We start from the raw sequence: 21150 nt of genomic DNA, 5'->3' as shown, positions 1-21150 counted from the left end.
CTCTAGAGCCCTCGATCCTGACTCACCGGCATCAAGGGCTCGGAGGCAATCGCCCTGGCGGCGGCCAGCACCACGCTGCGCAGCCACTTCGAAGCTTGCGACCGGTGTTTGCGCGCATGCCACAACTGGTAGTAGCGCAAGGGCTGCGCCGGTACCGGAAACGGCTCGATCCGCAGCGGCAGCAATTCGGTGTAGTGCTTGGCAAACGAACGTGTGGTGGTAAACACCAGGTTCGATTTGACCAGCACGTAAGGCGCAATGCAGAAGTACGGCAAGGTGGTTTTTACGCGCCGGACCAGACCGCTTTTCGCCAGTTCGGCGCCAATCGTGCCCTGCCCGGACGCATTGTGTGTCATCACTGCCAGGTGATCCGCTTCCGCGTAGGCTTCCGGGGTCAGCCCACCCCGTGCAATCGGATGCTCCTCGCGCATCAGACAAACCAGATCATCGTCGCACAGGGGTTGCAGATGAAGATGCTCGGCCGGCGTTCGCCAGTTGCCGATCACCAGATCCAGAAAACCGTCCTCCAGTCCACGGGAGTAGCCGCCCTCGGCCTGCAGGTGCTTGAGCTCCAGCGTGGCGAACGGCGCCTGCGCATAAAAACGCTCGATGATGGCCGGCACGAAAAACACACTCAGGTAATCCGGCGTGCTGATGCGAAAGGTCTGTCGGGTGGTGGCGGGATCGAACAGGTCGACCGGATGCAGAATCTGCTCGATACCGTTCAACGCCTGCGAAACGGGCTCGATCAAGGTGAGGCCGTGCGCGGTCAGCACCATCCGGCTGCCGCTGCGCACCAGCAACTGATCGCCGGTCAACTCGCGCAGCCTGCGCAACGCGACACTGATTGCCGGTTGGGTCTGCCCGAGCAGCTCGGCCGTACGCGACACGCTGCACTCCGTCAGCAGCGTGTAGAGCGTGCGGATCAGCTGGACATCGCAGTTGGGCAAAGCGTTGGACACAGCAACCTCTTTTCCGGTGGACAGATTGATGTAGCGCTATATACCCGATGATATAGCGCTATTCATTTTCGCGTCCATGCGAGGGTTCATAGGCCGTGCTACCGCCAGTCCGGCAACCTTTTCAGAAGCTCGGCTTTTTCATGGGTCGCACCGCCCATCAGGACGAACCCCTGCATCTGGCTCTGCTGATCCAGGTAAATGGATTTCACGTGAGCAATGCCTTTGTCACAGCGCCCCGCCCACTCGGTCGACCACTCTCCCTCGGGGTTCATCGGCGACGCCACAATGGTCGGCAAGACGCTGGTCTTGATCGTCACCGGCATGGCGGGATAGGCGACCGGCGTAGGCTGCCCTGCCAGGGTCTGAGCCAGCGCCCGGGCCTGCAACATGATGGGCATCACATAGGGCAGCACCAGGTCATGAACTTGCGCGCAATCGCCCAAGGCATAAACGTTATCGGCGCTCGCACGCAAATACGCGTCAGTGACAATACCGCCAGCAACCCGAATACCAGCCGCCCGCGCCAGATCGACGCGGGGTTCGAGGCCAATGGCACTCAGCACATAATCCGCTTCCAGCACGCGGCCATCGGCCAGTTGCAACGTATACCCCTGCCCGGCGCGGTTAACCGCAACGGGCGCATTGCCAAGCTCCAGGCGCACGCCGATCGACGCCAGCGCATTGGCCATTTCCTCTCCGGCCTCTGCAGGCAGCAGGCGACTCAACGGCCAGGTGGCCCGGTCGACAACCCACACTTCATGACCGGCATGCCGCAAGTCATTGGCGAACTCGCAACCGATCAGCCCGCCGCCCAGAATGGCGATCCGGCTATCAGCGCTGGTCTGCTGACGCAGGCGCCGATAATCTTCCAGGTCGTTCACCGTGATGATCGCGTCAACCCCGTCACCCTCCAGCGCGGGGCGACGCGCATCGGCCCCGAGCGCCAGCACCAGTGCGCGGTAGCGAAGTGGTTGGCCGTCGATGTAGATCGACCGCGCATCGGTGTCGATCCGTTCAATCGAAGTACGTGTCCTGACCTGCGCTTGCAGTTGCGCGGCCATCTGCTCGGCGCTGAAGGTCACCAGTTGCTCCGGCAGGCGCCCGGTCTGGAAGGCGTTGGACAGCGCCGGTTTCGAGTAAAACTCGCCGCCGTCGCGGGTGACGATCAAGATTGGCGTGTCGCTATCCAGCTTGCGCAGCTCACGCGCCACGGTATAGCCGGCCAGCCCCGAACCCAGAATGATCACCGGGTCGGATGGCTCCGGCACAGGGTTCGGCTCTGCACTCTGCCCGACCTGGATCATCTGAAAGTCAGCCTTCCCTACCCCGCACTCCGGGCAATACCAGCTCTCCGGCACGTCCTCCCAGCGGGTCCCTGCCGGGATATCGTGCTCAGGCATTCCCACGGCTTCGTCGTAAATGAAGCCGCACACAAGACATTCCCACTTGAACATGGTCGATCCTCCAGTCAATCGATACGCAGCGGTTGAGTCAGCTGGTGAAGGCGCGCCCCAGGCCGAGCGCACTCAAGGCGCGACGGTAGGCGGTGGAGGAACGGTCGGCAGGAATGTGGATTTCCAGCGACAGATCCAGCGGCAAGTCTTCCGGCCGGCACAGTTCGACGATGTCGCGATCCTCTTCAAAGACCTGCTGGTTGAACGCATAGACATCCTCCAGCGGCATCTCCTTGTCGAAGTTGCGGGTGATGGCGCAGAACATGCGGGTCTTGCGCGCCGAGATCGGGCTGGCCGCGTTCAGAATCACCAAGCGGTGTTCCGGCTCGGGGAAGTTGACGGTCAGGCGTGCGGTGAACGGAGCGAAGACATCGAAGGTGCGGTTCCAGAGAAAGCCTTCCGGCGCGCGATGCTGCAGGCTTTTGGGGAAATTGCTGACGTTGCTGATGTACTCGGCGTGAACTCCGTACGGCGTGACCTCGGCCTTGTAGGTCGGCACCACCGGGTTGTCGCGCTCGGCGAAAGCCTCGTGGTGAATCCACGCAAAGTGCGCGACATCGATAAAGCCTTCCACCTGCCGACCGGCAGAAGCCGCGATGTCAATGGACGGCGGCAGGATGCGCTGGAAGCTGTCATCGGCCCAGGACGGCATTTCAGCGAATGGCGCGCTCGTGCCCGACATCAAGACCCAGATCAACCCGAAGTCCTCGCGTGTCGAGTACATCTGGATGCGATGGCGCTCGGTGAGATTGGCATTGGGTTCCGACGGGATACGCGTGCAGCGACCATCGGTGCCGAAGTGCAGGCCGTGATACGGGCAGATGATGTTTTCGCCCTTCACCCAGCCTTTGCTCAGTGGCGCCCCGCGATGACTGCAAATGTCCCGGGCGGCGTTGAGTTTGCCGCCGGCCCGGTAGAGCACGACCGGCTCGTCCAGCAGCGTGACGGCATAGGGTTTGTCGGTCACGTCTGCCGAGAAGGCCACGGGGTGCCAGTGTTTGCTGAGCGTCTCGCGGTCTTGTGCGGTGAAGGTGCTGCTCTTGGTGATCGGGTTCCAGGTAACGGACTGGCAGGCTATTGCGGCCGTGGACATGTGAGTTCTCCTTGACGTGGAAAAGGCACCGAAGGGGTGCGCATCCGCAGGCTGTTGGATGTGTTGTAGGCCTGCGGACGACGAGTGCGAAATCCATGCTAGAGATTCGCGCCGGCCTCGCCCATGTCGTGAAGAACATGTTGCTTATGTGAGATTCGATATACAGACGCAACCAGATTCAGGCACTGCCCGCGAAGTCAGCGTCCATCGCGGGCCGGTCGTAATCGAGAAGATACGCATGATGCCGGTGGTACAACTTTGAAAGCAGATCCTTGTTGGGCCCGACCACGTCCATCCCTCGGTCGTCGTAAGGGAAAACCATCACTCCGGCCTTCAAGTTGAACAGGTAGACCGCACAGCGCGGATTCGGCGCAATCGCACCAAAATCCGTGGACAGTGCACACCAGAGCATTGCCTGAAGCATCCTTGCGGGCACTTCGAAAGCGAGGTTGATCCAGTACTCGGGCTCGCTTTTGCAGAACCAGTCATCCGGATCGGTGCGTTCACTCCAGATCGAGCGTTCTGCGGGTATCTCGATACCTGCCGATCGAACGGACTGAAGCAACGCTCGATGGGCAAATCGCTGGCCGCCGGAGTGGAAGCGCAGACAAGTCACCAGCATGGGCTCGTCACTGAAAACGTCGGTGCAGATCTCGGTCGATTTTCGTAAGGCCAACAGGAACTGCTCGATCATTCCTCCGTTTTCGGAGAGTTCGAAACGCAGTCCTCCCGGGCAGGAATAAAACAGGGGCCTTGCGAAGGCCTGGTCGGTAAAAACCCGCTCGATTTCAAGATGAAGATTCACTGAAGTCCTTTTCGGTCGATGTGGCGTGGGCGGCTATACCGCCCTGTTAATTTTTGCACTTGGCCAACACCACCTGACAGGTACCGGGCGTACCGCCGGAGCGGCTTGCGTAGCGCATGCAGTTATCCATGGATTTTTTCTGTGCCTGGCCCAGGGTCTGTCCCCAGGCCAGGCCACCCTCGCCCATCGTCGGCACCGCTTTGGCATAGCAGCGATCACCCACGGCCGCATAGCGAGCCTTGCTGGAGCAGCCTGTCGTCGACGTCAGCATGATCGCGCAAAGAAAATACGCGCAATGGCGTATCTGTATCCGGTTCATCTCGTTTTACCTGCGCAACTTGGGACTGACAGGCTCAGTTTATCCGCAATGACCCGAGAACCGTTCATTGCTCCGTCGCCTGCCGGTACTGACGCGGCGTGAATCCGGTCGAGGCCTTGAATTGGCGTGTGAAGGCGCTGTGGTCGGTGTAGCCGCATTGCAGGGCGACTTCGGTGATCGGCAGGTCGGTGTGCAACAAGCGATGGGCATGTTCCAGCCGCACTTTCTGGATCATCTGACGGGGCGTCAGGTGGAACACGCGTTTGCAGTAGCGCTCCAGTTGCGCCACGGAAATACCGGCGATCCGCGTCAGCTCGCCCAGCGTCACCCGCCGATTGAAATGCGTGCGAATGTGCTCGTCGACAGCGGCCAGACGTTCGAAGGCCGGATGCGTCTCGCTGGCCGATTGCAGATCCACCGAAATCCCCGCCAGGCCGATGATCGCGCCATCGCGGTTGTACAACGGTCGCTTGTGGGTCAGGCACCAGCCCGGTTCGCGACTGCCGTACAGATGCAATTCCAGCTGATCCTCCAGCACCCATCCCTCTTCCAGCACCCGGCGATCCTGCTCGGTGTAGCCCGGCCCCAGTTGTGCTGGAAACACCTGCGCACTGGTTTTGCCGAGCAACGGCTTCAGGTCTTTCAACCCGCAGCGCTGCACCAGGGTGCGGTTGGCCAGGACGTAACGCGCGTCCGGATCCTTGATGAAAATCACCGCATTCGGGATCACGTCGAGCATCGGCAACAGTGCGGCAACGCCTGCCACCAAGGCTTCGAGAGTCTGGGGGCGATTGTGTTCATCGCCCTCGCACAGGCGCACAAATGCGTTCTGCATCGTCGGTGTTTTCCTTCGCGGGTGGATCGGCCAACGGCCCGCCATACGGCGTTCGCGTGCAGAGTGCAGCAACGCTTACGGCCTGTCGAGGCCTGCCGTCGCTCAGCGCAATTGTGCTGATTTCGTCATCCAGGCTTGCGCAAAACATCAATCACGCAGCGGCCGATGAGTTCAATGTTGGCCCGTCCCAGTGACATACACCTGCCTATCCAATAACTCACAAGAAGGCGACGCCATGTCAGGCCAAGGCAAGTTCAAAAAACAGCTTTCATTGATCGACCTCACGTTTATCGGGCTCGGAGCGATCTTCGGTTCGGGGTGGCTGTTCGCGGCCAGTCACGTTTCCGCGATTGCCGGGCCGGCGGGGATTTTTTCCTGGCTGCTGGGCGGTTTCGCCGTATTGCTGCTGGGCATCGTTTACTGCGAACTGGGCGCCGCGCTGCCCCGGGCCGGCGGTGTGGTGCGTTACCCGGTCTACAGTCACGGGCCGCTGCTCGGTTACCTGATGGGGTTCATCACGCTGATCGCGTTTTCCAGTCTGGTGGCGATCGAAGTGGTCGCCTCGCGCCAATATGCGGCGGCGTGGTTTCCCGGCCTGACCAAGGCCGGCAGCGGCGATCCGACGGTGCTGGGCTGGCTGGTGCAGTTCGGTCTGCTCTGTGTGTTCTTCCTGCTCAATTACCGCAGCGTGAAAACCTTCGCCAAGGCCAACAACCTGGTGAGCGTGTTCAAGTTCATCGTGCCGCTGCTGGTGATCGGTGTGCTGTTCACCTTCTTCAAACCGGAGAACTTTCAGGTTCAGGGCTTCGCACCTTTCGGGCTCTCGGGCATCGAGATGGCCGTTTCCGCTGGCGGTGTGATCTTCGCCTACCTCGGCCTGACCCCGATCATTTCGGTGGCCAGCGAAGTGAAGAATCCACAACGCACGATTCCCATTGCGCTGATCCTGTCGGTGCTGCTGTCGACTGCAATCTACGTGCTGCTGCAAACGGCGTTCCTCGGCGGCATCCCGACCGAACTACTCGCCAATGGCTGGGCCGGGGTTTCCAAGGAGTTCGCCCTGCCGTATCGCGACATCGCTCTGGCGCTCGGCGTGGGCTGGCTGGCCTATCTGGTGGTCGCGGACGCGGTGATCTCGCCCAGCGGCTGCGGCAACATCTACATGAACGCCACGCCTCGCGTGATCTACGGCTGGGCGCAGACCGGTACCTTCTTCAAGGTCTTCACCCGCATCGATGAAAAGTCCGGCATCCCGCGCCCGGCACTGTGGCTGACCTTTGCCCTGTCGGTGTTCTGGACCTTGCCGTTCCCGTCCTGGGAAGCGCTGATCAACGTGGTCTCCGCCGCACTGGTGTTGAGCTACGCCGTGGCCCCGGTGACCGTCGCGGCGCTGCGTCGCAATGCACCCGACATGCCGCGCCCGTTCCGGGTCAAGTGCATGGGCGTGCTGGGCCCGGTGTCGTTCATCATCGCGGCGCTGATCGTCTACTGGTCCGGGTGGGACACCGTGTCCTGGCTGCTCGGCCTGCAGATCCTGATGTTTGTCGTGTACCTGCTGTGTGGTCGCTTCGTACCGACCCAGCATCTGAGCCTTGCCCACCAAGTGCGCTCATCCGCGTGGCTGATCGCCTTCTACGCCGTGACCATCGTCCTGTCGAAACTCGGCACTTTCGGTGGCCTCGGCATCCTCGCCCACCCTTTCGACACGCTGGTCGTCGCCGCTTTCGCCACCGGCATTTACTACTGGGGCGCCGCCACCGGTGTGCCGTCGCACCTGCTGCGTCTGGAGTCCGAAGAGGATGAAAGCGAAGTCGCTTCGCCGTCCCCGGCCTCCGCTGCCAACCCGCGCGCTGCCGGCGCTTATTGAAACCTCTTGAAGGGAAACGAACATGAAACGCGTACACGTCATAGATTCCCACACCGGCGGAGAACCGACGCGTCTGGTGATGAAGGGTTTCCCTGATCTGCCCGGCAACACCATGGCCGAAAAGCGCGATGCCCTGCGCAACCAGCACGACCGCTGGCGCCGGGCCTGCCTGCTGGAACCGCGCGGCAACGATGTGCTGGTCGGCGCGCTGTATTGCGAACCGGTGTCGCCGGACGCCACCTGCGGCGTGATTTTCTTCAACAACGCCGGCTACCTGGGCATGTGCGGCCACGGCACCATCGGCCTGATCGCCTCCTTGCAGCATCTGGGGCTGATCGCCCCGGGCGTGCACAAGATCGACACGCCGGTGGGCCCGGTCAGCGCGACGTTGCATGAGGACGGCGCCGTGACTCTGGGCAACGTGCCCGCCTATCGCTCACGCAAACAGGTGGCGGTGGAAGTGCCGGGGTACGGCCGCTTCCTTGGCGACATCGCCTATGGCGGCAACTGGTTTTTCCTGGTGTCGGAGCACGGCCAGACACTGACGATGGACAACGTCGAAACCCTGACCGACTTCACCTGGAAAATGCTCAAGGCCCTCGAAGACCAAGGCATCCATGGCGAGGACGGCGCAATCATCGACCACGTCGAACTGTTCGCCGATGACGACCACGCCGACAGCCGCAACTTCGTCATGTGCCCCGGCAAAGCCTACGACCGCTCGCCGTGCGGCACCGGCACCAGCGCCAAACTCGCCTGCCTGGCCGCCGACGAAAAACTTCAGCCCGGCCAGCGCTGGGTACAGGCCAGCATCACCGGCAGCCAGTTCGAAGGTCGCTTCGAACGGGAAGGTGAACGCGTGCGCCCGTTCATCACCGGCCGCGCTTACATGACCGCCGACAGCACGCTGCTGATCGACGAAGACGATCCGTTCGCGTGGGGCATCTGAGCCGCCGCGCTGCTTTTCCAAACCTTTATGAATGACCGTTCCAAGGAGAACAATAATGAGCGACAACATCTTCACTGGCTGCATGCCCGCCCTGATGACCCCGTGCACCGCCGCACGCAAACCGGACTTCGATGCGTTGGTAGCCAAGGGTCGCGAGCTGATCGATATCGGCATGAGCGCTGTCGTGTATTGCGGCTCTATGGGCGACTGGCCGCTGCTCACCGAGGCCGAGCGTCAGGAAGGCGTGGCGCGGCTGGTGGCGGCAGGGATTCCGACCATCGTCGGTACTGGCGCCATCAACACCCGTGAAGCGGTGTCCCACGCGGCCCATGCGGCCAAAGTCGGCGCTCAGGGTCTGATGGTGATTCCTCGTGTGCTGTCCCGTGGCGCTTCGCTCGCCGCGCAGAAGGCGCACTTCGCCGCGATTCTGCAGGCCGCGCCGAACCTGCCGGCAGTGATCTACAACAGCCCTTACTACGGCTTCGCCACCCGCGCCGACCTGTTCTTCGAACTGCGCCGCGTGTACCCGAACCTGATCGGCTTCAAGGAATTCGGTGGTGGTGCGGACCTGCGCTACGCCGCTGAAAACATCACCTCCAAGGACGATGACGTGACGCTGATGGTGGGTGTAGACACCCAGGTCGTGCACGGTTTCGTCAACTGCAACGCCACCGGCGCGATCACCGGCATCGGCAACGCCCTGCCCCGCGAAGTGCTGCAACTGGTGGCCCTGAGCAAGCAAGCGGCCAAGGGAGACGCCAAGGCTCGGCGTCAGGCACGGGAGCTGGAATCGGCGCTCGCGGTGCTGTCGTCCTTCGACGAAGGCACGGACCTGGTGCTGTATTACAAACACCTGATGGTGCTCAACGGCGACAAGGAATACACCCTGCATTTCAACGAGACCGACGCCCTCAGCGACTCGCAACGTCGCTACGCGGAAGCCCAGTACGCGCTGTTCCGTCACTGGTACGAAAACTGGTCGGCGGAACAGAACTTCGCCTGACCAGCCGCTGCGCTTCAGCCCGCTGCCTACACCTGCGGCGGGCCTTCATTCTTTTTCAGGAACATGCCATGTCTCTTACGGGCAAACTGCTGATCGGTCAGCAAACTATCTCGGGTGATCGCGAGATCATTCAGGGAATCAACCCGGCCACTGACGCACCGCTGGAGCCCGCTTACGCTGGCGGCTCCGCCGAGCACGTCGAACAGGCTTGCGCGCTGGCCTGGGCTGCGTTCGACCGCTACCGCGAAACCGCGCTGGAAACACGCGCCGAATTCATCGAAACCATCGCCCACGAGATCGAAGCCCTAGGCGATGAGTTGATCGACCGCGCCATGGCCGAAACCGGCCTGCCGCGCCCTCGCCTGTTGGGCGAACGCGGACGTACCTGCCAACAATTGCGGTTGTTCGCTCGCACTGTACGAGCCGGCGAATGGCTGGATGTGCGGGTCGACAGCGCCCAACCACAGCGTCAGCCAATGCCGCGCTCGGATCTGCGTCAGCGTCAGATTGCGCTGGGGCCGGTGGCGGTGTTCGGTGCAAGCAATTTCCCCCTCGCTTTCTCCGTCGCCGGCGGCGATACCGCTTCGGCACTGGCCGCCGGTTGCCCGGTAATCGTCAAGGCCCACGGCGCCCACCCCGGCACCAGCGAACTGGTCGGCTGTGCAGTGGCTCGGGCCGTAAAGGTCTGCGGACTGCCTGAGGGCGTGTTCTCGCTGCTGTACGGTTCCGGGCGTGAAGTCGGCATTGCCTTGGTCAGCGATCCGCGCATCAAAGCCGTCGGTTTCACTGGCTCGCGCAGCGGCGGGCTCGCGTTGATCAAAGCGGCTCAGGCTCGCTCTGAACCGATTCCGGTGTATGCGGAAATGAGTTCGATCAACCCGGTTTTGCTGTTTCCCGCTGCGCTGCGCAATCGTTCGCAAGCGCTGGCCGAAGGTTTTGTCGCCTCGCTCACGTTGGGCGCCGGGCAGTTTTGCACCAATCCCGGCCTGCTCATCGCCCTCAAGGGGCCAGCGCTGGACACCTTCATCGATGCCGCCGCCGAACTCATCCAGCGCAGCCCGGCCCAGACCATGCTCACGCCCGGCATCTTCAATGCCTACGAGTCCAGCGTGAATGCACTGGCCGAAAACCCGCACGCACGCCTTGCAGCGGTCGGGCAGAGAGGAACAGCTCCGAACCAGGGTCAGGCCCATGTCTTTGTCGCCGAAGCTGCGGATTTTCTTGCTGATCACGCGCTGCAAGCCGAAGCCTTTGGCGCAGCGTCCCTGGTCGTTCAATGTGCCAACCACGATGAAATCCGTCAGGTGCTCGAACGGCTGGAAGGTCAATTGACCGCCACGCTGCATCTGGATGACGCGGATCTGGATCAGGCACGTTCACTGCTGCCGACACTGGAACGCAAGGCCGGACGCTTGCTGGTCAACGGCTGGCCGACCGGTGTGGAAGTCTGTGACGCGATGGTGCATGGCGGGCCGTTCCCGGCCACATCCGATCCGCGCACAACGTCGGTCGGCACGGCGGCGATCCTGCGTTTCCTGCGCCCGGTCTGCTATCAGGATTTCCCCGACGCCTTACTGCCAACTGCGCTCAAACAGTCCAATCCACTGGCACTGCGACGCCTGCTCGACGGCCAAAGGGAAGCCTGAAACCATGTCGAACATCACCCATGACATCGCCGTGGTCGGCGCCGGCATCATCGGCGTTGCCTGCGCCCTGCGTCTGGCGCGGCAGGGTTTGCAGGTGGTCGTGATCGACCCGCAGGAGCCCGGCCACGGCGCATCGTTCGGCAATGCCGGACACCTGGCCACCGAACAGGTTTTTCCGATTGCCGACCTGTCGATCCTCAAGCGCTTGCCGGCCATGCTCATGGACCCGATGGGGCCGCTGCGCCTGGACTGGAAATACCTGCCCTGCGCCCTGCCCTGGTTCACTCGCCTGCTGCTGAATCTGCGCTCGGCGCCGTTCCAGCGCACGGTGGCAGGTCTGCGAGCGCTCAATGAGAGTTCGCTGGAGGCCTGGCACCGGTTGCTCGGTGACATCCAGCGACCTGATCTGCTGAAGGTGGAAGGTTCGCTGCTGGTGTTCGAACGGCCCGAGTCGCGCCCGGCCATTGAAGCGTTGCAGGCGCGCTTGCATCAGCAACAGGTCCCGGTCGACTTCTGGCAGGCAGCTGCGGTGCGTGACAGCGCGCCGCAACTGAGCGAACACCTGCAGGGCGGATTGTTTTTCCCGAGCACCGGGCACTTCATCGATCCGTACCGGGTGGTGTGCGAACTGGTCAGCGCCGCCAAGGCCAGTGGCGTGCAGTTTGTAAAGCAACGGGTCGAGGGCGGACAACTGAATGCACAGGGCGTTTCGCTCAACACCGGAAGCGGCAGCCTGAATGCCCGTCGAGTACTGATTGCGTGCGGCGCCCACTCGTCCAGGCTGACGACAGCACTGACGGGGAAAAAAGTACCGCTGGACACCGAGCGCGGATATCACCTGATGCTGCCTCAGGAGCACAACCGGTTGCCCTTCCCCGTCACCTCACTGGAACGCAAGTTCATCATGACGCCGATGTCCGAAGGCTTGCGCCTGGCGGGCACCGTCGAGTTCGCCGGACTTGAAGCGCCGCCGACCATGGCGCGAGCCTGGCAGTTACATCGGTTGAGCAAGGGGTTGTTTCGTGAGGAGTTGAGTATTGAGGCGGCCACACCGTGGATGGGGTTCAGGCCTTCGCTGCCGGACTCGTTGCCGGTCATTGATCAGGTGTGCGAAGGCAAGGTGTTGCTTGCCTTCGGTCACCAGCATCTGGGTTTGACGCAAGCGGCAGTGACAGCGGAATTGGTCGAACGGATGGTTTCACCTTCACCTGGAAGCAAAGGTGACGTTCTACCGAAGATCGAACCTTACAAGCTCGCTCGTTTCCAGGGCTCGGGGCCAGTCAGTTGAGGGAGATATTGCACTGACTGGCTTCATCGACATTGATATGGCTCAAACGGCCCTGCTGGTCGAACAGTAACCAATCAGCGCCGAGGTATCGCACCTGCACATTTTGCAAAGGCCATTGCAGACTTGCGCAGACCTGGTCGCTTGTACGATGGATGAAACGCCAGCGACTTTGCTCATCCTCGGCGCCGTAGCCAATCACGAACCAGTGCTCGACAGGAAACACATGCAGGAGCGGTTCATTGGCAAACGCATCAACGTGTCCGGGCAGTCGGTAACCCTTGCGACTGCCGCGCTGCTCCAGCACCAGTATCGGATCGTCTTCGCCCTGATACTGAAGCCTCACGTCGATGACCACACCGAAGCGATCGAACAACTGAAAACCTTCAGGAAAGATCGCCTCGGGTAACGGCTCACGACTCTGCAGCCGACGTTCAGGCAGTCGGTAGCGCCAGAGCTGACAGCCAACCCCGGGCTCTGACAGTAAAAGGCATTCGTTCTGAACATCGTCCTTCATACTCACGATCTGACCGGGCAAATCACTGACCTGCCAGAGGGTTTCAAACCCGCGATCGACGTCGACCACTCGCAACTGCTGACCTCGACCGATAGTCCACGCCGTACCATCGAATGATCGGGCAAAAACGTCGAGCATCAATACACCCAGGTCCTTGACGGTGCGGTTCACCAGATCCAGTTTGCAGATTCGCCAGACGTTATCGCGCTTCGCCAGTGCAAGCGCTACTTGCCGACCATGGGCCAGGACGATCGTCTGCGCCGGTATCGGGAAATGGAAAAGCGTTTTGCCGGCCGCATTGATGAGCATTGCTCCGGCCTCCCCAAGGGCCACCAGATAACGTGCATCTTCCAGCGGCACTGCATCAAAAATCGGTCGATTGCCCCTTTCCGGCGCCGTCCACTCGAGTGTCGACTCAACCCGTTCCAGCGACCGCCTGGCAGCACGTGGCAGAGCGTGTTCCGGCAAGTCGGCTTGCAGCAGCTTGTCCTTGCTCATTTTGATCAGCGCCTTCAACTGATCCCGGGTCAACCGCCCGTGGTCACAGGCCTGATCGGCGATGATGGCGTGTACGGTGGCGCCGGCGAGCCATGCCAGTGCATGGGTCTCCGACTTCTGCTGCAACAACGCCTCGGCCAGCGCGGCACGCTCGGCGAAGCGCTGAGGATCGTCCCGCAATTGCTCGATCCATGCCCCGTACGCCACCAGAGTGTCGGGCAGCAACACGGCCCGCTTGACCAGTGCGCCCATCGCCAGCCGTCCTCCGGCAGCTTCGGCATTGAGCAACCATTGCGTGGCCTGCTCACGCTCGGCAGGCAGACTCCAGATAACCTCCACGGCTTGCAGCCACAGACCCTTTTCGCCCAGGGCCCTGGCCCATTCCAGGCGCAAGGCATCGGCATTTGCCGGCCATTTTTCCTGAAGCATCAGCACGGCATCAGCGAAGGCATCGTCGCGACGGGCGACCTGTAATGCTCGCTCCCAGTTGCCTGCCAGACTCAGCAGACGCACGATCATGGCCGCCGGCATATCCCATGCGAGTGCAAGATCGGCGGCCTGCTGCTGACGACCGTGTTTTTCCAGATAATCGAGGGCTTCCTGACGATCCTTCAGCAGTTCGGCGAGGACAAACACCGCCTCTTCGATTCGCAACTCGCGATCCAGACGTTCAAACGTCTGTCGGTAGATTTTCCGCAGGTGGGACTCCAGGTCCTCTTCGAACAGCATCGAACGACTCGGTCCCTGATGCTGACTGATCGCCAGTTCCTGACGACGCTGCGGGGTGCCGAACGCCTGCTCGACGCTGTCTTGCCCGCCGCCCAATGGAATGGCGTGGCGCAGGGCTTCCTCCAGATCGCCATTCTCGAACATCGCGAGCATCCGGCGCATATAGTCGGCCTGACGTCGGCCATACAACGCCGACAGACGCGAATGTTGAGTCAGGCGGGTCAACACGCGGCGCCAGATGGCGGGTTTGTGCCTGACGGGTTTGGCGCGCGGTGCAATCGGCGGTTTCGTCGCTGGCTGCGCCGATGCTTGAGGAGCCCGAGCAGCCCCTCCCGGCAATATGGGCTCCACCGGACGCAGCAGTTTGCGCACCCCCATCAACAACAAGGTGAACAGTACCGAACCGATCACCGTTCCCAGCACCACTGCGCCAATATCAGAAGGTGCCGAGTGCTCCGGGGCCACCGGCGTCGGGGGCAGTCCGTTGCTTTGGCCCTGCGTCGCCATCCAGAACAACGCCACCAGCACCAGAAAGGCCAAGCCGAGCGTCAGCCACGGCCATGACGGTTCTTCAGTACTTTTCCAGGCACTATTCGAGGGTTTTACGGGTTGGTCAGGCTGACTTTTAGCGGCCGTGCGCGGACGCTCCAGCAGCGCTCGCATCACCCCTTCGCGCTCGGGGCTGACCGGCCCCAGCGCGCCACCAAGTATTTCCCGTACATCGGTAGAGACCGCACGAGGTTCAGGTGCCGGCTCCGGCAATGCGCTGCAGCAATCGAACGTGTCCAGCAGGGTGAAAGTGCTGACGTCGATCCACTCACCCGGTGCGAGCGTTATTGCATCGCGCAGTTGCAGAGTGCTGACGTGGCTGCCGCGCACCAGCCAGACATCGGCGGCGGGCAGACGGGCTATTTCTTGCGGGGTCAGCGGCGCCGAACACAAGGTGTGGCCCTGACGGATCAGCGGCCATCCGACCAGCGCATCACACTGGACCGATACTGACTGACCAAACCGCAACAAGTCGCCGTCGTCGAAGCGGTAAGCACGCGCACCGGTCTGCCAATGATCGAGGATCTGGCGCGCACGCTCGGATTCGTCAAAGCGTTCGGCTGGAAACCAAAGCCCTTCAATCTGTTGATGCCCGGTCAGCACCGGACGGCGTATCAATGCTGCGTCATGCTCAAGCATCGGCGCCTTCCTTGTGTTTTGCCGCCACCTGGTTGCAGAAAATCTGCAGGCGCAGGGTACGCTGGGGAACCGAGTAGACCAGCAACTCACGTGCGCTGGTCAGTGCTGCAACCAGGCCACTCATCGGGCAGAAGCTGATTTTGACAATGTCACTGGCAGCGGTGAACAGGACACGCTGCTGTCCTTCGCTATGCAGAGCAACGGTTTGCTGATCAGGGCCGATCAAGACCAGCGAGTACGGGTCCCCCCTGTACTGACGCAACAATCCAAGACCCTTCCAGCCATGGGCCAGATCGACTCGTTCGGCTGGCATCGAGCTGCCTGTCGCCGAAATGATCTGCCAACGCTGTTTGCCATTATCGACCGAGAGCAACGCACAACCACCGAAGGACCGGTGCCACAGTCGACTGGCGGCAAACAACACCTGGCTCACGCCTTCGGTATTGCCGATCACATGACCGCACGATGCAGCGCCTTCGGCGCCAACCGAATGGGCATATAACCGGCCGCCGTCACTCCGTACATACGCCATCGTCTCATTGGCGACCTTGGCCAGCCCCAGCACGTTGTCGGCCCAGCGACGGGTTTTCGCGAGTGGCGACGGGGGCGCAGACTCACCGCTGGTGGCCTCCCAATACGCCAGATGTCCTTGGGTATCCAGCAAAAACAGGCGGCCGGTTCGACCACCGTTCAGCCAGACGACAGGCAGCAGTCTGGCGGTACCAGGCGGTAATTGCAGTTGCTCGCGAGGGGGCTTCTCCACAGCGCTCAAGCCGGGCACTTTCCAGAACCAGAGCCTGTCGTGCTGGCTCAACACCGCGCCGAGGTTGCGACCCGAAAAGGTTGCAGCCAGCGGCACGCGCCCGGTGCTCCAGAGGTTGCGGCGCACTTGCAGCGATTTTTTCTGGTGCTCTGTCGGCAGCTTTATCACCACCATGCCATCTTCATCGAGCAACCTCAGCGCTACGTGGGTACCGGCACTGGAGATGACCGGCGGCAGGTTGAGGGCGACCCGGGGTACTGTGCCCTTGACTGCCGGTGCTGCTGCCACCACTTCAGCTTCAAACTGACCGCTGAGCAACCGTACGGCCGAATTCTCTTCGGGTATCGGAAGCGACACACGACGGGTTGTCGCAGCCTGCAATTCGAAGGACAGGCTCTGCCCTTCGAGGCTGCGATGGATCTGAACCCGGTGAGTGCAGGACGGGCTGTCGGTCTTGGGCAGACGTTGGCCGACGACCCAGCATTCACCGGCCTGATCGGGCTGCTCTGCGAGCCACGCGCGCCAGGCCTGCCAATGCGCGTCACTCACCGTGTGATAGGTGCGGGCGTTGAGCAAACGCTTGAGTTGCGCCGAAGTGCCGAGCTCATGGAGACGAGGCGCCTCTTGCAGGATTCCCCAGCGCAACTCTGCACCCGCCTCTTGGGCGCGGCGTGCCAGCAGGATCAGCAAGGCAAGATGCACCAGCCGCGCGGCCCCCAACTGCAATGGGCCGGCATCAAACAAAACAACAATTAGTCGATTGGCCTGTCGGGAGCGAAATTGCGGGGCGAGAAACAGGTGTTCCCCAACGGCCACGCGACGCATGAATTCTTCGGGCACTTCGTCTGCCAGCAGCCATTCGCTGGACAACAGGCGCTCATAAGGACCACGGCGTTGCAAATCACCCAGTCCATCAGGCTCGGGCACACCGCCCTGATGCTGACCGCGCAAAGGGCCAAGGATCGGGTCGAGACGACCCAGCAGGTCGCCGAACAGTGGCATCTGCTCCGGGGAAAACCATTCCAGCCATTGCCGCCAAGGGTGCAAGGATTCGGGTAACTGCATCAGCGTCCTGCCCAATAAGCATCGATTTTCTGCAGATGCTGCGCCGTCACCGGCAATTGTCGATCAAGGGGAATCACCACCGCGGGATCGCGCCAGAGCAACAGCGGCGCACGGGAAAAGGCGTTGGACAACGCCTGTCCCAACAGATCGATTGGCACTTCGGGCTCCCAACGCGTGGGAAGCCAGAGTCCCGGTGCACGGGCATCCGTTGCGGCATATGCCACGCCGTCGACCCAGGGCAGATCATCAGCCGCTCCCGAAACCATCAGCATGTCGCGATTGGCGGTGGCTTGCAGGCGTGATGCCTGCTCGACAGGCATCAACTGCAATCGGGCATGCAGGTGTCGCGCGGCATCACCCCAGGCCACAGCAGCTTGCGGTTCGACAGGCGTCGACCGTGGACGCCAGGCCCAGGCCCTGGCCGAGACACTCATACAGCGGAGGTCATCAGGCGCGTCATTTGCCCACGGACGTCCTGCAATTGTGCCGGCATGGTCTGGCTGTCGAAGTTGGCGTCGATCTCGCGCAGCAATCCTTCAAGCAGAGGGCTCGCTGGCGGCTCGGCGCGCGTCAGATAGTCCTGCGCCGTTTCCAGTAGGCGATTGAGCCGCGACATCGGCTGCAAGGTCGCCTCCTCCACGGCACTGAACAGGTGGCTGTTGCTGGACTGCGCGAAGATCTCCCGCAAAACCTCACGGCCATGCTGCTGGGTTTCTTTGGTCGGCAGCACATACAGCAAGGGCCACAGGTCCGCTTCGCTGGCTTGCAGACGTCCACCGAGCAAAGCGGCGGCGGCAATCAACCGCTGGGATTTGACGATACGGCGGTCCGACAACTGAATGCCGGCCTCACGCAAACGGCGAATGGCCTGGGCCAATGCGGGGCGAACCTGGGTGAGATCAACATTTTTGAGCGCCTGACCGAGGGTGTCCAACTGGCTCAAACCCAGCAGTTGCTGAACCGGCCGCTGCTCGGACTGCCAACCACCGGCCAGCATGGCCTCCAGTTGATTGTCCGGTACCGACTCGACAAACAGGTGCAGCAGGAACCGGTCACCGAACGCAGCCAGCGCTTCGTCATCCGGCAGTCCGTTCGCGGCGCCGACACAGACTCGCAGCGGGCACTGAATCTGGGTGTGGCCGCGACGAAAGCGTCGTTCGTTGAGCACGCCCAGCAGCGTATTGAGAATGGCTGTGGAACCCAGAAAGACTTCGTCCAGAAACACGATGTCGGCCTCGGGAAGCATGCCGGTCACGTCGGTTTCTACCGTGCCTTCGCGCAGCTTTTTCAGGTCCACGGCACCGAACAGCTCCGAGGGCTCGGTGAAGCGGCCCAACAGATATTCGAAATAGCGCCCCCCCATCGATTGCGCCACTCGCCGCACCACCGCACTCTTGGCGGTGCCCGGTGGCCCGACCACCAGAATGTGCTCCTGGGCGACAGCGGCGAGGACAATCAACTCGGCCAACTGTTCACGCCCCACCAGGCCCTCGGTGGCCACACGAACGGCCTGGCGAATTTGCGCAGCTGCGCTCTGCAATGAAGCAATCATGGGGGTCTTCCCTGAAACTGAAGCCGCGGATTCTGCCTGAGCGCAAGGCTCTGTCACAAGACAATCAGCGAGATAAATGGCGCAATGCCATCATTTTCTGACGAGCTGGGCATTGACTCCCTTTTGATTGCGATATGAACGACAAAAGCCTGCTTTTTCAGGGCAGGCTTTCTGTTGTCCGCGAAGGGTTATTTCTGGTGTGCCGTCAGCGCCGCATACCCATTCATCAAATTGCGATAGTTGGGAATCCGCTGTGACAGCAGGTTGCCCAGCCCTTCGATGTCGTTGCGCCAGTCGCGGTGCAGCTCACAGGCCACCGAGAACCAGTTCATCATCTGTGCACCGGCCTGGGTCATGCGGTTCCATGCGGCCTGTTGCACGGTGGTGTTGAAAGTGCCGGAAGCATCGGTCACCACGAACACGTCAAACCCTTCCGCCAGCGCCGACAAGGTCGGGAACGCCACGCACACGTCGGTCACGACACCGGCAATGATGATCTGCTTGCGGCCGGTGGCCTTGATGGCCTTGACGAAGTCTTCGTTGTCCCAGGCGTTGATCTGGCCCGGGCGGGCAATGTACGGCGCATCCGGGAACATTTCCTTGAGTTCCGGCACCAGCGGGCCGTTCGGGCCTTGCTCGAAACTGGTAGTGAGGATGGTCGGCAACTCGAAGAATTTTGCCAGGTCGGCCAGTGCCAGCACGTTGTTCTTGAACTCGTTCGGCGAGAAGTCCTGGACCAGCGAAATCAGACCGGTCTGGTGATCGACCAGCAGAACCACGGCGTCGTCTTTGTTCAGGCGGTTGTAGGTTGCAGTGCTCATGTTGAATCCCTTTTTAGTTGTGGAAGTTCGCTTGCGTTCAAGATGGGCACAGATTAATGACTCGCCTGAAAGCGATAAATCACCTGTAAAGCGTTTAACCGTCAACCCAAACGAGACAATCCGCTCAATGCGTGGCTCAATCACGCTGCGGCCCCGACCTTCCCGCCGATCCTTGTCATAATGTTCGCCAGCAATACGTTCAGAACGACATCCAGGGAAAAGTTGATGCTCGGACGCAACACACAAGCGCCCACTGCGAACGACACGCGGCGCCCCGCCGGCAAAGCGATGAAGGCCGGTTCGACCTTTCGGCTGACCGTCAGCTTCATGCTGGTGGTGGTCGTGGCGTTTCTGGCGGTCGAGAGCTGGCGGACATGGCGTGACTATCGTTCGGTCTTTGCGTCCGCGCGCGATTCGGTGACCAACCTGGCCCGCGCCACGGCCCAGCACGCCGAGGACACGATTCGCCAGGTCGATGTGGTCACCGCCGGGCTGGCCGAGCGCGTCGAAGGTGACGGTCTGCAGAACCTCGATGTCCCGCGCATTCACAAGTTGCTGGTGCAGCAATCGAAAATCATGCCGCAGCTGCACGGCCTGTTCATCTACGGGCCGGACGGCCACTGGATCGTGACCGACAAAGAGGTCACCCCGGAAATGGCCAACAACGCCGACCGCGATTATTTCGAGTACCACCGCACCCATGAGGATCGGCAAGTGCGCATCAGCCAGGTGGTCGAGAGCCGCTCCACCCATGACCTGATCATTCCCATCTCCCGCCGCTTGAACAACCCCGATGGCTCGTTCGCCGGCGTGCTGCTGGGGACGGTCAAGGTCAGTTATTTCGTCGACTATTACGGCGATTTCCGGATCGATGACAAAGGCGCACTGGTGCTGGCCATGCGTGACGGCACGATTCTGGTTCGCCGACCTTTCATCGCCTCCGTGGTGGGTAAAAGCCTGGCGAACAGCGAGATCTTCAAGACCTACCTGCCCGCCTCCAACGAAGGTATTGCCCAGATCCGGGCGGTGGTCGATGACACCGAGCGCCTGTATGGCTATCGCGCCCTGACCACCTATCCGCTGGTGGTCGAAGCCGGCCTGTCGAAAGATTCAATCACCGCCCCCTGGCGTCGGGATCTTCTGAAAAACGGCTTCGTGCTGATTTTTCTGATCCTGGTCCTCGCCGGTTTCGGACTGATCGTACTGAGCCAGTTGCGCCAGCGGATCGCGATGGAACGGGAAATCCGTTCCGCCCACCAGGCCATGCGCGACATGGCACTGACCGACAGTCTCACCGGTCTTGGCAACCGTCGGCGCCTGGACAATGCGCTGGCGGACGAGATTCGTCTGGCCCGCCGTCAGGGCTCGTCGTTGTCGTTGATCATGCTCGATGTCGACCACTTCAAACGCTACAACGACCGCTATGGCCACGCCGCCGGCGACGACTGCCTCAACGCCGTCGGACGCGCGATCCAGCAAGCGGTCAAACGCCCCGGCGACCTCGCCGTGCGCTACGGCGGCGAAGAATTCACCGTGCTGCTGCCCAACACCGAGAACGCCGGCGCCATCCAGGTTGCCGAGGACATCCTGCAAGCCATCCGCTCGCTGGAACTGGAACATTCCGGGCATCCCCTCGGGTACGTCACCGCCAGCGCCGGCATTGCGACCCGTCATCCGGTTGACGACGCGGTGACGCCGGCCATGCTGCTGAAGTCGGCGGACACCTGCCTGTATCAGGCGAAGCGGCTGGGGCGCAATCGTTGGTGTTCGGCGGATGAGTCGGTGTGATAGAGGTATCG

General features: G+C 61.7%; 17 protein-coding genes. 6 read left to right on the top strand and 11 right to left on the bottom strand.

The window, feature by feature from the left end; translation table 11 throughout:
• Positions 1-2: 2 nt before the first annotated feature.
• The 6 genes from M5B98_RS18630 to M5B98_RS18605 form a co-directional block, all read right to left on the bottom strand.
• On the bottom strand, positions 3-962 hold the full coding sequence (locus tag M5B98_RS18630; RefSeq protein WP_248743590.1) for a LysR family transcriptional regulator: 960 nt from the start codon (positions 960-962) through the stop codon (positions 3-5).
• Between the two features lie 98 nt (positions 963-1060).
• Complete coding sequence (locus M5B98_RS18625; protein ID WP_248743589.1) at positions 1061-2416, bottom strand: FAD-dependent oxidoreductase; 1356 nt, start codon at positions 2414-2416, stop codon at positions 1061-1063.
• A gap of 37 nt (positions 2417-2453) precedes the next feature.
• Positions 2454-3509, bottom strand: a complete 1056-nt coding sequence (locus M5B98_RS18620) for an aromatic ring-hydroxylating oxygenase subunit alpha (protein WP_085708470.1) — start codon at positions 3507-3509, stop codon at positions 2454-2456.
• Positions 3510-3687: 178 nt separating this feature from the next.
• Entirely contained in the window at positions 3688-4314 is a 627-nt protein-coding gene (locus M5B98_RS18615) for a DUF3885 domain-containing protein (protein WP_248743588.1), read from the bottom strand.
• 46 nt (positions 4315-4360) lie between these two features.
• The gene (locus M5B98_RS18610) at positions 4361-4633 is read right to left on the bottom strand and encodes a hypothetical protein (RefSeq protein ID WP_412548542.1); all 273 of its coding nucleotides are present in this window, start codon (positions 4631-4633) and stop codon (positions 4361-4363) included.
• A 64-nt stretch (positions 4634-4697) separates the two neighbouring features.
• Positions 4698-5468 (bottom strand): AraC family transcriptional regulator, encoded by a 771-nt coding sequence (locus tag M5B98_RS18605; protein ID WP_134827149.1) that lies wholly within the window; start codon positions 5466-5468, stop codon positions 4698-4700.
• 235 nt (positions 5469-5703) lie between these two features.
• Between M5B98_RS18605 and M5B98_RS18600 the strand changes: the two genes are divergently transcribed.
• The 5 genes from M5B98_RS18600 to M5B98_RS18580 all read left to right on the top strand — a co-directional run bounded on the left by M5B98_RS18600 (position 5704) and on the right by M5B98_RS18580 (position 12221).
• On the top strand, positions 5704-7335 hold the full coding sequence (locus M5B98_RS18600) for an APC family permease (RefSeq protein WP_248743587.1): 1632 nt from the start codon (positions 5704-5706) through the stop codon (positions 7333-7335).
• 22 nt (positions 7336-7357) lie between these two features.
• Complete coding sequence (locus M5B98_RS18595) at positions 7358-8284, top strand: 4-hydroxyproline epimerase (protein WP_248743586.1); 927 nt, start codon at positions 7358-7360, stop codon at positions 8282-8284.
• Between the two features lie 55 nt (positions 8285-8339).
• Positions 8340-9287, top strand: coding sequence for a dihydrodipicolinate synthase family protein (locus M5B98_RS18590; protein ID WP_248743585.1), 948 nt, complete (start codon positions 8340-8342; stop codon positions 9285-9287).
• Between the two features lie 68 nt (positions 9288-9355).
• Positions 9356-10933 (top strand): aldehyde dehydrogenase (NADP(+)), encoded by a 1578-nt coding sequence (locus M5B98_RS18585; RefSeq protein ID WP_248743584.1) that lies wholly within the window; start codon positions 9356-9358, stop codon positions 10931-10933.
• Positions 10934-10937: 4 nt separating this feature from the next.
• Positions 10938-12221, top strand: coding sequence for an NAD(P)/FAD-dependent oxidoreductase (locus M5B98_RS18580; RefSeq protein ID WP_248743583.1), 1284 nt, complete (start codon positions 10938-10940; stop codon positions 12219-12221).
• On the opposite strand, the gene M5B98_RS18575 is transcribed toward M5B98_RS18580, so the two are convergent.
• From M5B98_RS18575 to ycaC, 5 genes are all read right to left on the bottom strand, one after another.
• Positions 12214-15150: a bpX6 domain-containing protein gene (locus M5B98_RS18575; RefSeq protein WP_248743582.1), complete on the bottom strand. Its 2937-nt coding sequence runs from the start codon at positions 15148-15150 to the stop codon at positions 12214-12216. The genes M5B98_RS18580 and M5B98_RS18575 overlap by 8 nt on opposite strands.
• The gene (locus tag M5B98_RS18570; RefSeq protein ID WP_248743581.1) at positions 15143-16978 is read right to left on the bottom strand and encodes a hypothetical protein; all 1836 of its coding nucleotides are present in this window, start codon (positions 16976-16978) and stop codon (positions 15143-15145) included. The genes M5B98_RS18575 and M5B98_RS18570 overlap by 8 nt, the downstream gene beginning before the upstream one ends.
• Positions 16978-17412 carry a hypothetical protein gene (locus tag M5B98_RS18565; protein WP_248743580.1) on the bottom strand — a complete coding sequence of 145 codons (435 nt, stop codon included), beginning with the start codon at positions 17410-17412 and terminating at the stop codon, positions 16978-16980. Before M5B98_RS18565 ends, M5B98_RS18570 begins: the two co-directional genes overlap by 1 nt.
• Positions 17409-18530 carry an AAA family ATPase gene (locus M5B98_RS18560; RefSeq protein WP_248743579.1) on the bottom strand — a complete coding sequence of 374 codons (1122 nt, stop codon included), beginning with the start codon at positions 18528-18530 and terminating at the stop codon, positions 17409-17411. The genes M5B98_RS18565 and M5B98_RS18560 overlap by 4 nt, the downstream gene beginning before the upstream one ends.
• Positions 18531-18718: 188 nt before the next feature.
• Positions 18719-19351 carry an isochorismate family cysteine hydrolase YcaC gene (gene ycaC / locus M5B98_RS18555; RefSeq protein WP_065261269.1) on the bottom strand — a complete coding sequence of 211 codons (633 nt, stop codon included), beginning with the start codon at positions 19349-19351 and terminating at the stop codon, positions 18719-18721.
• A 225-nt stretch (positions 19352-19576) separates the two neighbouring features.
• On the opposite strand from ycaC, the gene M5B98_RS18550 reads away from it, so the two are divergent.
• The gene (locus M5B98_RS18550) at positions 19577-21139 is read left to right on the top strand and encodes a sensor domain-containing diguanylate cyclase (protein WP_248743578.1); all 1563 of its coding nucleotides are present in this window, start codon (positions 19577-19579) and stop codon (positions 21137-21139) included.
• Positions 21140-21150 lie beyond the last annotated feature (11 nt).

This window comes from Pseudomonas sp. MWU12-3088 (genome assembly GCF_023242405.1).
In the GTDB taxonomy this organism is placed as follows: Bacteria; Pseudomonadota; Gammaproteobacteria; order Pseudomonadales; family Pseudomonadaceae; genus Aquipseudomonas; species Aquipseudomonas kribbensis.
The sequence above is the reverse complement of the archived record's forward strand: the minus strand, read 5'-3'. Positions and strand labels throughout refer to the sequence as shown.

What these genes read in the sequence shown, in the direction of transcription:
- M5B98_RS18625 (WP_248743589.1), bottom strand. Translation starts at nt 2,416, where the DNA reads ATGTTCAAGTGGGAATGTCTTGTGTGCGGCTTCATTTACGACGAAGCC.
- M5B98_RS18620 (WP_085708470.1), bottom strand. Translation starts at nt 3,509, where the DNA reads ATGTCCACGGCCGCAATAGCCTGCCAGTCCGTTACCTGGAACCCGATC.
- M5B98_RS18610 (WP_412548542.1), bottom strand. Translation starts at nt 4,633, where the DNA reads ATGAACCGGATACAGATACGCCATTGCGCGTATTTTCTTTGCGCGATC.
- M5B98_RS18605 (WP_134827149.1), bottom strand. Translation starts at nt 5,468, where the DNA reads ATGCAGAACGCATTTGTGCGCCTGTGCGAGGGCGATGAACACAATCGC.
- M5B98_RS18600 (WP_248743587.1), top strand. Translation starts at nt 5,704, where the DNA reads ATGTCAGGCCAAGGCAAGTTCAAAAAACAGCTTTCATTGATCGACCTC.
- M5B98_RS18595 (WP_248743586.1), top strand. Translation starts at nt 7,358, where the DNA reads ATGAAACGCGTACACGTCATAGATTCCCACACCGGCGGAGAACCGACG.
- M5B98_RS18590 (WP_248743585.1), top strand. Translation starts at nt 8,340, where the DNA reads ATGAGCGACAACATCTTCACTGGCTGCATGCCCGCCCTGATGACCCCG.
- M5B98_RS18585 (WP_248743584.1), top strand. Translation starts at nt 9,356, where the DNA reads ATGTCTCTTACGGGCAAACTGCTGATCGGTCAGCAAACTATCTCGGGT.
- M5B98_RS18580 (WP_248743583.1), top strand. Translation starts at nt 10,938, where the DNA reads ATGTCGAACATCACCCATGACATCGCCGTGGTCGGCGCCGGCATCATC.
- M5B98_RS18575 (WP_248743582.1), bottom strand. Translation starts at nt 15,150, where the DNA reads ATGCTTGAGCATGACGCAGCATTGATACGCCGTCCGGTGCTGACCGGG.
- M5B98_RS18570 (WP_248743581.1), bottom strand. Translation starts at nt 16,978, where the DNA reads ATGCAGTTACCCGAATCCTTGCACCCTTGGCGGCAATGGCTGGAATGG.
- M5B98_RS18565 (WP_248743580.1), bottom strand. Translation starts at nt 17,412, where the DNA reads ATGAGTGTCTCGGCCAGGGCCTGGGCCTGGCGTCCACGGTCGACGCCT.
- M5B98_RS18560 (WP_248743579.1), bottom strand. Translation starts at nt 18,530, where the DNA reads ATGATTGCTTCATTGCAGAGCGCAGCTGCGCAAATTCGCCAGGCCGTT.
- ycaC (WP_065261269.1), bottom strand. Translation starts at nt 19,351, where the DNA reads ATGAGCACTGCAACCTACAACCGCCTGAACAAAGACGACGCCGTGGTT.
- M5B98_RS18550 (WP_248743578.1), top strand. Translation starts at nt 19,577, where the DNA reads ATGCTCGGACGCAACACACAAGCGCCCACTGCGAACGACACGCGGCGC.